This is a genomic window from Actinobaculum sp. 352, assembly GCF_003957265.1.
GTDB lineage: Bacteria > Actinomycetota > Actinomycetes > Actinomycetales > Actinomycetaceae > Asp313.
Genome location: NZ_RQSN01000028.1, coordinates 1 through 2,585 on the forward strand (window position 1 = coordinate 1; position 2,585 = coordinate 2,585).

A 2,585-nucleotide genomic window follows, 5' to 3' on the forward strand; every position below is an offset into this window, starting at 1 on the left:
TCGATCACGACGACGGTGGACACGTATGGGCACTTGTCCCAGGACGCGTGGGCCGGTGCGGCGGAAGCCATGGAGGCCGCGATTGCACCGGCCGTGCCACTCATCGAATAGTAGGCATGAAAAGCCGGCCCTATCCTCCCGCATGGAAGGATAGGGCCGGAATAGTCAGGGGAAGGGCAGGTTAGTCGGTCGCGGTGTCCTCGGCCAGCTCGACGCCGTCGCCGCCACCTATGACCAGTACATGGCGGCGCCGCTGCCAGGTCTCGGGAGCTTGACGGGTTAATGGACAGATTGTGGGTCTAATACTTTGGGTTTGGGTTGGTGTGGTGGGTGAAAGTGGTGGTTGTTGAGGTCTGGGGGTTTAAGGTTTGGCCTTGCTTGACTTTTCCGTGGATATGTACATGGTGTGAAGCCTGTCCATTCCCATGCCCGCTTATGCCCTATCTGCTGTCGACCGTGCAAGAAGAAAGGCACCACCAGTGCCGGCACGCAACGCTGGTACTGCAAGCAATGCCAGCACAGTTTCACCGCTAGCAGCGATCAGCAAGCACGGAACAAACAGTTCCGAGAGTTCTTAGACTACGTCACCGACACTGCCCCCAAACGCTGCCTGAGCGGCTCGATTCGTACCTGGGACCGTACCCATGCCTGGTGCTGGGATACCCGCCCCATCTGGGGCACAACCGGGCAGGTTTATGACCAGGTCTTCATCGATGGAACCTATATCGGCTACGGCTACTGCCTCCTTGTCGCCTCAACCATCCAAGGCGTGATCGCCTACCAACTATGCAACCGCGAGTCCACAGCCGCCTACGAAGCACTCTTGACCCGTATTCCCGCCCCGATGGTCGTCACCACCGACGGTGGCACAGGCGCCCTAGCAGCCATCAGAGCCTGCTGGCCAACCACACGTATCCAACGCTGCCTCGTCCACATCCAACGCAATATCCGCCGCGTGACCACCACACGCCCCAAAACCGAGCCCCACAAAGCCCTCTACCGCCTGGGACGCGACCTGACCACGATCACCACCCCCGACCACGCCATCACCTGGCAAAAGGGCCTAGCCGCTTTCCATCAGCTCTACGACGACTGGCTAGCTGAGAAAACCTACCGCGACCAAGTCCCAGCCAGCCACATCCCGAGTTTTGCCCGTCATAACAAAAAGTGGTGGTACACCCACAAACACACCCGCACCATCGTCCACTCCCTCGACCGCTATATCAAAGACGGCGTTCTTTTCACCTTCCTCGACCCTGACCTTGACGTATCAGACCCGTTAGCATCAACAACCAACCCACTCGAAGGCGGCATCAACGCACCCCCAAAAAACCTTCCTACACGCCCACCGCGGCTGGAGCCACAACCACATGCTCACCGCCATCGATTACTGGCTCTACACCCGCTCAATAACACCCCAACCACTAGAAAACTTCACCACCAACACCACCAACACCACCACACCCACACCCGAACACGACGGACCAGTCGAGATCGACACCACCATCAACACCCACACACCCTGGGAAGACAACATCTCAATACACAAAGGCTGGGCCGGACACCACCAAAAATAACCCCAACACGCCGACAACAGACCCACATTCTGTCCATTAACCCGTACGGGCTTAAAGCCAGAACCAGCAGAGTGAATTAGGCGGCGTCAGCCGCTAGCTCTTTCTGCAACTCAGCAAGATCACGGTAGCTCTCTTCTAGATAGTAGCTACCATCGCAATACTCACCGAGGCGATGCAGCAGGTCAGGAGAGATCTGGATCCGGTCGTCATATAAGGCGTCCAACAGTGACCGGATAGCGACGGATGGGTCTAGCTCAGCGATCTCATGGATGACGTCCTCCATGTCAGGTTGATAGGAGAGCATGTCATTGAGCAATTGCAGCGGATCCATGTGTCACCTCGTTCCTCAGGTTGGGAACACTCCAGATATATAGAGATTACCTTGTTTCCGCGTTACATACACGAGTAATGACACTCCGTTGACAGTGCCATCACTGCGGTATACGGGTCCTCCTCGGTGTATCAGAGGATTCTCGCGCAGCACGGTTTCTGTGGCATCGCGTATGACCTGCGGTGTCCAGTCAGCAGGGAACTCTGGCCGGTCGTGCGTCCACCCGTAACCTGTCAGGTGTCCGCCGCCGCGTTTATCGCCGTAGAGGATGTGGTTCCATTCTCGGACACGTAGCGGTGGAACGTCGGAGGGCCAGCCGCCCGGGATTTCTGACATGCGTTCGGGTGGGATTTTGAACCGTGACGTATCCGCACCGGGTGGGTGGACGAATGCCATGTCGCGCCTCCACTACTCATACACGCTGGCCTGCAGCGTCCCGTCCGAGCTGGCCCCGGTAGGCAACTTCGGCCATTTCCCGTCCGTGTACTGCTCGGGATGTAATACACGCATCCGCTCCGCAATATCATTCAGACTCGGATTCGGCCCGCCAACAGCCTCCCGGGCCTCCGTATAGAGCGCGTAGTACCGGTCCGGGTCGTACCCTTCCAAGTGGACGGCCCTCCTATCCCACTCGGGCACGATCTCACAGTCACAGTGGTCGTGGAACCGATGGGAGG

The 2,585-nt window shown here is 58.1% G+C and carries 4 protein-coding genes; 1 reads left to right on the plus strand and 3 read right to left on the minus strand.

Annotated features, from left to right (window positions below):
* Window positions 1–406: 406 nt before the first annotated feature.
* Window positions 407–1,657 carry an IS1249 family transposase gene (locus EKN07_RS12320; RefSeq protein WP_126146564.1) on the plus strand — a complete coding sequence of 417 codons (1,251 nt, stop codon included), beginning with the start codon at window positions 407–409 and terminating at the stop codon, window positions 1,655–1,657.
* Here the strand turns inward: EKN07_RS12320 and EKN07_RS12325 are convergent.
* The 3 genes from EKN07_RS12325 to EKN07_RS12335 form a co-directional block, all read right to left on the minus strand.
* Window positions 1,654–1,908 carry a hypothetical protein gene (locus tag EKN07_RS12325; RefSeq protein WP_108716416.1) on the minus strand — a complete coding sequence of 85 codons (255 nt, stop codon included), beginning with the start codon at window positions 1,906–1,908 and terminating at the stop codon, window positions 1,654–1,656. The genes EKN07_RS12320 and EKN07_RS12325 overlap by 4 nt on opposite strands.
* Before the next feature lie 15 nt (window positions 1,909–1,923).
* Window positions 1,924–2,244, minus strand: coding sequence for an EndoU domain-containing protein (locus EKN07_RS12330; RefSeq protein ID WP_126146565.1), 321 nt, complete (start codon window positions 2,242–2,244; stop codon window positions 1,924–1,926).
* 72 nt (window positions 2,245–2,316) lie between these two features.
* Window positions 2,317–2,585, minus strand: a 269-nt coding sequence (locus EKN07_RS12335) for a hypothetical protein (RefSeq protein WP_206435736.1), incomplete at its 5' end; no start/stop codon positions are given.